6 protein-coding genes and 3 pseudogenes are annotated in these 6,927 nt (G+C 72.9%); 5 read left to right on the forward strand and 4 right to left on the reverse strand.

The features are described from left to right. Positions 1-195 (reverse strand): annotated as a pseudogene (locus VR44_RS13075) (arsenic transporter); the annotation flags it as partial. Positions 196-492: 297 nt separating this feature from the next. Here VR44_RS13075 and VR44_RS42540 point away from each other — a divergent pair. Further along, a pseudogene (locus VR44_RS42540) lies at positions 493-1,119 on the forward strand (DJ-1/PfpI family protein); the annotation flags it as partial. Here VR44_RS42540 and VR44_RS13080 read toward each other — a convergent pair. Further along, positions 1,106-1,883 (reverse strand): annotated as a pseudogene (locus VR44_RS13080) (enoyl-CoA hydratase/isomerase family protein). The pseudogenes VR44_RS42540 and VR44_RS13080 overlap by 14 nt on opposite strands. Before the next feature lie 81 nt (positions 1,884-1,964). On the opposite strand from VR44_RS13080, the gene VR44_RS13085 reads away from it, so the two are divergent. Together VR44_RS13085 and VR44_RS13090 are read left to right on the forward strand one after the other, a co-directional pair. After that, on the forward strand, positions 1,965-2,624 hold the full coding sequence (locus VR44_RS13085; RefSeq protein ID WP_045947637.1) for an HdeD family acid-resistance protein: 660 nt from the start codon (positions 1,965-1,967) through the stop codon (positions 2,622-2,624). A gap of 130 nt (positions 2,625-2,754) precedes the next feature. Next, the gene (locus VR44_RS13090) at positions 2,755-3,249 is read left to right on the forward strand and encodes an ATP-binding protein (protein WP_425424500.1); all 495 of its coding nucleotides are present in this window, start codon (positions 2,755-2,757) and stop codon (positions 3,247-3,249) included. Between the two features lie 51 nt (positions 3,250-3,300). Here the strand turns inward: VR44_RS13090 and idi are convergent, their stop codons facing one another. Both idi and VR44_RS13100 read right to left on the reverse strand, forming a co-directional pair. Further along, positions 3,301-3,903 (reverse strand): isopentenyl-diphosphate Delta-isomerase, encoded by a 603-nt coding sequence (gene idi, locus VR44_RS13095; protein ID WP_045947639.1) that lies wholly within the window; start codon positions 3,901-3,903, stop codon positions 3,301-3,303. Positions 3,904-4,032: 129 nt separating this feature from the next. Beyond that, on the reverse strand, positions 4,033-4,584 hold the full coding sequence (locus tag VR44_RS13100) for a GNAT family N-acetyltransferase (RefSeq protein ID WP_045947641.1): 552 nt from the start codon (positions 4,582-4,584) through the stop codon (positions 4,033-4,035). Positions 4,585-5,025: 441 nt separating this feature from the next. Between VR44_RS13100 and VR44_RS13105 the strand changes: the two genes are divergently transcribed. Both VR44_RS13105 and VR44_RS43885 read left to right on the forward strand, forming a co-directional pair. Further along, entirely contained in the window at positions 5,026-6,801 is a 1,776-nt protein-coding gene (locus VR44_RS13105; RefSeq protein ID WP_045947640.1) for a DUF5941 domain-containing protein, read from the forward strand. Then, the coding region (locus VR44_RS43885; RefSeq protein WP_245691759.1) for a sugar phosphate nucleotidyltransferase at positions 6,798-6,927 on the forward strand (130 nt) is incomplete at its 3' end. The genes VR44_RS13105 and VR44_RS43885, both read left to right, overlap by 4 nt.

The following is a 6,927-nucleotide window of genomic DNA, read 5'->3' on the forward strand; positions in this document are numbered from 1 at the left end:
GGCGTCGGCCGGCGACACCACCCCGAGCGCGACGAGCAGCCCGGCCGCCGGCACGGCGGCGGCCGCCTCGGGCAGTCCGCGCGGACGCAGCACGGCGAAGCCGAGGACGAGCAGCAGGAGGGCGCAGGACAGGGACTCGGCGAGGACGGTGTTCAGGGCGGTACTCCGGGACGGGCGTGCGTGGGGGACGTACAAGCATCCCATCCCCCGGCAGGGCCCTCGTCCGGCGCGTGTCCGGATGGGTGGGACACCCGTCATTGCACCCCTCGGGGCGGGGTCACACCATGGAGGCATGCCACTGCGAAGCGTGCCGTGCTCTGCGGGCTGACCCTGCTCCCCGACGGGACCTGGAGAGCGCCCGCGCGGCTGGTGTCCGTCTACGCGGAGCGAAATTCCAGCCCGCGCTGGGTAGGGAACCAGCCCCGCGCAGCGGAAGGGGTCGTCCCGTCCGGGCGGCCGCGAAAACAGCACAGCACCCCCTCCGGAGGAGACATGCAGATCGCCGTCCTGCTCTACGAGCGCTTCACCGCCCTCGACGCCATCGGCCCCTACGAAACCCTCAGCCGCCTCGACGGCGCCGATACCGTCTTCGTAGCGGAGCGCAAGGGCCCGGTGCGGACCGACAACGGCGCGGCCGTCCTCGTCGCCGAGAAGGCGCTCGACGAGGTGACCCGCCCCGACATCGTCATCGTCCCCGGCGGCCCGCACCCCGAGATCGAGATGAAGAACCCCGTCGTCCTCGACTGGCTCCGTTCCGTGGACGCCACGACCACCTGGACCACGTCCGTCTGCACCGGCTCGCTGCTGCTCGCCGCCGCCGGCCTGCTCGACGGGCGCCGGGCGACCAGCCACTGGCTCTACCTCGACCAGCTCACCCCCTTCGGCGCCCGGCCCACCGGGGAGCGGGTGGTCTTCGACGGCAAGTACGTCACCGCCGCCGGAGTCTCCTCCGGCCTGGACATGGGGCTCGGCCTGCTCGGCCGGATCGCGGGGGACACGTACGCCCAGACCGTGCAGCTGATGTGCGAGTACGACCCCCAGCCGCCCTACGACGCCGGCTCCCCGGCCAAGGCCCCGGCCGAGATCGTCGCCCGGCTGCGTTCCGTCAGCCCCCTGACGGCTCCGGGCGCCAATCCCTCCGCTCCAGGAAGGCGGCGACACCCTCCGCGGTGTCGCCGCTCGCGGCCGCCTGGCCGCTCCAGTACGCGTCCCGGTCGGTGCGCCCGTCCGCGAACTCCTTCGCCGCGGCCTGCGTCAGCTGCGACCGCGCCGTCAGGACCCGGGTGAACTCGGCCACCCGCTTGTCCAGTTCGCCGGCCGGCAGCAGCTCGTTGAGGAACCCGGCCCGCAGCGCGGTCTCCGCCCCGATCAGATCGGCCGAGAAGAGCAGGTACTTGGCCCATGCGGGGCCGACCAGCGAGGCCAGCCGGCGGGTGGAGGAGGCCGGGTAGACGATGCCCAGCTTCGCCGGGGTCACCCCGAACCGCGCGCCCTCCTCCGCGAACCGCAGGTCGCACGCCGCGGCCAGCTGGCTGCCCCCGCCCACGCAGAAGCCGCGGACCGCCGCCACCGTCGGCTTGGGGAAGGCTGCCAGGGCCTCCTCCGCCGCCACCGCCAGGGCCTGCGGATCCTCGTCCCCGGTGAGGGAGGAGATGTCGGCGCCCGCGCAGAAGGTCGGACCGGCCCCGGTCAGGACCAGCACCCGTACGGCGGGGTCGGCGGCCAGCCCCGGCAGCAGCCGCGGCCAGCCCCGGCAGCAGCCGCGGCAGGGCCCGCCACATGGCGGCCGTCATGGCGTTCCGCTTGGCGGGGTGGGAGATGGTGACCGTGGCCACCCCGTCGGCGACCGTGTGGTGGAGGGCTGCTTCCCGGGCTGCGTCCATGCGCCGGATGCTATCCCGGGACGACGATCCTATGATCAAGGAGACTCCGTCCCCCGGGGGGTGCGAGGAGGTGGCATGCCCATGGGCGCCGACCGAAGGGCCGAGCGGAAACAGCCGCAACAGCAGGAGAAGAAGAAGCTCCACCGCAGTTTCGGGCTGCTGGCGCTCCTCGGCGTGGTCCTGGTGCTGGCCGGGCTGGTGGGCCTGGTCTACGCCGGTGTGGCCACCCTGACGTCGATGTTCCTCTTCGGCTGGCTGCTGCTGATCGGCGGGCTGGTCGGCCTCGCCCAGGCGGTCCAGTCCCGCAGGAGCAAGTACTTCTGGCTGGCCGTCGTCGTCGCCGCGGTCAACCTCGCCGCCGGGTTCGTGATCCTGCGGCGCCCCGAGGCGAGCGCCGAGGCGCTGACGATGTTCGCCGCGCTGCTCTTCCTCATCGGCGGGGTGTTCCGCCTGGTGGGCTCCCTGGTGGTGCGCGGGCCCTATTTCGGGCTGTTCCTGATCCAGGGGGCCTTCGGCATCCTGCTGGGCATCCTGATCCTCTGGGAGTGGCCCGGCAGCAGCCTGTACGTGATCGGGACCTTCTTCTCCCTCGCCCTGCTGTTCGACGGGCTGAGCCTGGTGGCGGTCGGCATGGGCGGACGCCGGATCCTGGGTCTGGTCAGGGAAGACACGGAGAGCGGGCCGGACGCGGCAGACACTGCCAAGCGGAGCGTGGCGGATCAGGAACAGTCCAACAACTGACTCCGTCATACGCCGGTGGTCAGAAAGTGTCCGATTGCTGCTGACTTCTGGTCAGCGGCGCGGTCCGGACCAGGCGGCTCGCCACTCTTGACGCGTGGAGACGATCGAGCGTGAAGACGGGGGCCGGAAGATGGACGACAGCGGGAGCATCCCGCAGGCCAGGGGAGGTGAGACGGCGGCTCCGGCCGATCCCCTCACGTACGAGGGGGTGTGGCGCTTCACCGCGCCGGCGGTTGAAGAATCCGTTCCGCAGGCCCGCCGGGCGGTCCGCGACCTGCTCGCCCGCCAGGAGGTGCCGGCCACGCAGGAGCTGGTGTACTCCCTGCTGCTGATCGTCTCCGAGCTGGTGACGAACTCGGTCCGGCACGCCGCCCTGCTCTCCCCGGAGGTGGGCGTCGAGGTGGCGGTGGGCCGGGAATGGGTACGGGTGGCCGTCGAGGACGACCACCCGTACCGGCCCAAGGCGCTGGAGGCCGACTTCGGCCAGACCGGCGGCCGGGGCCTGCTGCTGGTCCGCGAGGTCACCCGGGAGGCCGGCGGGGTGTGCGACGTGGAGCACACCTCCACCGGCGGCAAGGTGATCTGGGCCGCACTGCCGCTCACGGCCCCGGCCCGGCCCCTCTGAGGCCCCGGCCCGCCGACGACGGGCCCGCTCCGCACCCGAACGGCGCAGCGGCTACCAGCCGGCCGCGTCGCCGGTCAGCTCGCGGATCGCGGGACGCGCGGCGTCCAGCACCGTCATGAACCAGGCCGAGAACGGCTCCTTCGCGTGCCGCTTCGCCAGCTCCTCGGCGGTCACGAAGGCGGTGTCCCCGACCTCCTCCGGGTCCGGGTCCAGCGAAGCCTGGGCGAGTCCCACGAACAGGTGGTTGTACTCCTGCTCGACCAGTCCCGACGCGGGGTCCGGGTGGTTGTAGCGCACCGTTCCCGCCTCCGCGAGCAGTGAGGGCGAGAGCCCGAGCTCCTCGTGGGTGCGCCGGGCCGCCGCCGCGAACGGGGACTCGCCGGGGTAGGGGTGACCGCAACAGGTGTTCGACCAGACGCCGGGGGAGTGGTACTTCCCGAGGGCGCGCTGCTGGATCAGCAGCCGGCCCTGCTCGTCGAAGAGGAACACGGAGAACGCCCGGTGCAGCAGACCCGGGGACTGATGGGCGGAGAGCTTCTCCGCCGTGCCGATGGTGTTGCCGGACTCGTCGACCAGTTCGAGCATGATCGATTCTTGAGCGCCGGTGCCGGCGGACGCGCTGTTGTTGGCGCCAGTGGCTGATGTGGTCGGCATACCCATCCTTCGCTTCGGACTTCGGTCTTCAGTCTGCCGTACAAAAGGGGCTTGTCCCCACTTCGGCCATCCGCGCATGTCCGGCCCCCGCCACGTGGTAACGGCGGGGACCGGACGGCCCGTCAGGCCTCAGACGCCGAAGGGGGCCGGATACCCGATCGTGCCCGCCGGCACCGGAACGGAATCGTCCAGCACCAGCGCCATCATGGCCTCGTCCGGCACCTCGAAGGGAGCCCGGATCCCGTAGCGCGAGGCCGGCACGAACCCGAACCGCGGATAGTAGGAGGGATGCCCCAGGACCAGCACCAACGCCTCCCCGCGTGCCGCCGCGGCCGCGAGCAGCGCCCGTACCACCGCACTGCCCGCGCCCGAGCGCTGGAGCGCGGGATCGGCCGCCACCGGCGCGAGCGCGAGCGCCGGCGCGCCGTCCACGTGGCACCGGGTCAGCAGGGCGTGCGCCGCCACCGACCCGTCCGGGCCCTCGGCCACGTACGACAGCCCCGGGAGCCAGGCCCCGTCGGCGCGCAGCGCGTCCACGAGATCAGCCTCCAGCGGGGTGTCGAAGGCCGCCAGGTTGACGGCGCGCACGGCCGCCACATCGGCCGCGGTCTCCGGCCGGGTCCGCCAGCGGCCCCCGTCCGCGGCCGGCTCCGCCGGGGTCTCGGGGGACTGCCGGGGCAGCCCGGGGTGCGGCTCCGGGAACGCCGCGAAGGCCTCGTCGGCGGAGCTGCTGTGATGGGTGTTGCTCGTGTTGTCGGTCAACGTGAACCCTTGAACGGGGGCTCCGGCCGACGGGACCTGTCGCTCAGCAAGAGCTGAGATCAGAGGATCAGGCCCGGCCGGACGCCCGGGAAGACGGGGAGACGTACCGGAGTTCGCCGCGCACGGCAGCGATCGCTGCGACCGTCATCAATCCACCTCTTCCACGTCCGGAGCCGGCGTCCACCTTAACATCGGCTCCCAAACCGGACGGATGTGGGCCGAACGGCTGATGAATGCCGTCTTCCATCCATCCGATAGCCTCTGCCGACAGCCGCAGCCCGCAGCCGCCGTGCCGCCGCGCTTTCTGCAGCCGCCCACGAGGCGCCCGCCCGGAATGTTCGTTGCAAGGAGTGAGTCCGTCTGTCGACCGTCATCCTCACCGGCCTGCCGGTCCCCGGATCACCGCTTGAAGACGAGCTCCGTTCGCTCGGTTTCGACGTCCGCGCGGTCCCCGCTCCCGAAGACGCCCCCGCGGCGCTGGCCGGCGTACCGGCCGGGCAGCGGGTGGCCGTCGTCGACAGCGGCTTCGTCGGGCACCCGCACGCGCTGCGCCTCGCGCTGACCGACCCGCGCTTCGACGCCTGCGCCGTGACCGGCGCCTTCGCCGTCCAGCCCGGCGCCCGGGCCGCCCTGGAGCGGGCCGCCGCGCTCACCCCGGACGGCGAGGGCCCGTACGCGGACCGGCTCGCCGCGGCCGTCGAGGCCTCCGGGACCGCCGTCCAGCGCCCCGAGCTCGGCACCCTGGTCGCCGCCGTGCCCTCCGGTGCGGCGGAGCGCGCCGAGGCCCTGGCCGCCGTCGCGGCCGTGGACGACGAGGCCGTCCGGCTGCGCAGCGCCGTGAAGGCCCGGGACGGGTTCTTCACCACCTTCTTCATCAGCCCGTACTCGCGCTACATCGCCCGCTGGTGCGCACGCCGCGGCCTGACCCCGAACCAGGTCACCACCGCCTCCCTGCTCACCGCGCTGCTCGCGGCGGGCTGCGCCGCCACCGGCGAGCGCTGGGGCTACGTCACCGCGGGCGTGCTGCTGCTCGTCTCCTTCGTCCTGGACTGCACCGACGGGCAGCTCGCCCGCTACTCGCTGCAGTACTCGACGATGGGCGCCTGGCTGGACGCGACCTTCGACCGGGTCAAGGAGTACTCCTTCTACGCCGGGCTCGCGCTCGGCGCGGCCCGCGACGGCGACGACGTCTGGGCGCTCGCGCTCGGCTCGATGATCCTCATGACCTGCCGGCACGTGGTCGACTTCTCCTTCAACGAGGCCAACCACGACGCCACCGCCAACACGAGCCCCACGGCCGCCCTCTCGGACCGGCTCGACAGCGTCGGCTGGACCGTCTGGGTCCGGCGGATGATCATCCTGCCGATCGGCGAGCGCTGGGCGATGATCGCGGTCCTGACCGCCACGACCACCCCCCGGATCGTCTTCTACGCCCTGCTCATCGGCTGCGCCTTCGGCGCGCTGTACACCACCGCCGGACGCGTCCTGCGCTCGGTGACCCGCCGGGCGAAGAGGACCGACCGGGCCGCGCAGGCCCTGGCCGACCTCGCCGACTCCGGCCCGCTCGCGGAGCTGGTCGCCAAGGCCGCCTCCCGCCCCAGGCCCCTCCCGCGGCTGCCCTTCGCCGTGCTCGGCGCGGCGCTGGTGGTCGGCGTCGCCTGGTACGAGCCCTTCGGCAGCACCACGGTGATCTACGCCGCCCTGATCTACGCCCTGCTCAGCGGCGTCGCGGTCGGGATCCCGCCGCGCGGGCCGCTGGACTGGCTGCTGCCCCCGCTGTTCCGGGCCGCCGAGTACACCACCGTGCTCGTCCTCGCCGTCAAGGCGGACGTCCCCGGGGCCCTTCCGGCCGCATTCGGACTGGTCGCGGCGGTCGCCTACCATCACTACGACACGGTCTACCGCATCCGCGGTGGCTCGGGGGCTCCCCCGCGCTGGCTGGTGCGGGCGACGGGTGGTCACGAGGGCAGGGTCCTGCTGACCGTGGTCCTGGCCGCCGTCCTCGCCCGTGAGGCGTTCCCCGTCGCGCTCACGGCCGTGGCCGTGTTCGTGGCTCTGGTGGTGCTCGTGGAGAGCATCCGCTTCTGGGTCTCCGCCGGAGCACCCGCCGTACACGACGAAGGAGAACCCGCATGATCGGCCTTGTACTCGCTGCCGGTGCCGGACGCCGTCTGCGTCCCTACACCGACACCCTGCCCAAGGCGCTCGTGCCCGTCGGCCCCGAAGGCCGGGAGGACAGCCTCACCGTCCTCGACCTGACCC

Origin of the sequence: Streptomyces katrae (genome assembly GCF_000966975.1) — a bacterium.
Lineage (GTDB): Bacteria > Actinomycetota > Actinomycetes > Streptomycetales > Streptomycetaceae > Streptomyces > Streptomyces katrae.